At 54.4% G+C, this 272-nt stretch carries 1 protein-coding gene; it reads left to right on the top strand.

Translation table 11 applies throughout. From position 1 onward, the window contains the following. Positions 1 to 272: hypothetical protein (locus tag RMT89_RS43085; RefSeq protein ID WP_315889210.1), on the top strand; the 272-nt coding region annotated here is incomplete at both ends.

Below are 272 nucleotides of genomic sequence, written 5' to 3'. Positions count from 1 at the left end.
ACAATCACTTGAGCGCCAGCAGCCTCCAAAGCTTGTTCGTAACTCATCACTTCCTCCATTCAAAGTAAGTCAACGCACCACACGCAGCAGCGCCGAACGTGAAAAGTACGATACCGCCGCTATCATCATGCCAGCAGTAGTAGATGCCTGCGAGGCACACAAGGAACGTCGCCAGGCTAGTCCATTTATTGAGCATCAGGTAGCCACTCCGATCAAGCCGATGATGAGCAAGCCGCCTGCGCATACGGTCATGGCGGCTACGGTTGCGATGG

Source organism: Streptomyces sp. P17 (assembly GCF_032436805.1).
Taxonomy (GTDB): Bacteria; Actinomycetota; Actinomycetes; order Streptomycetales; family Streptomycetaceae; genus Streptomyces.
Note: the sequence above shows the minus strand (reverse complement) of the source record. Positions and strands in the feature narration are given on the sequence as shown.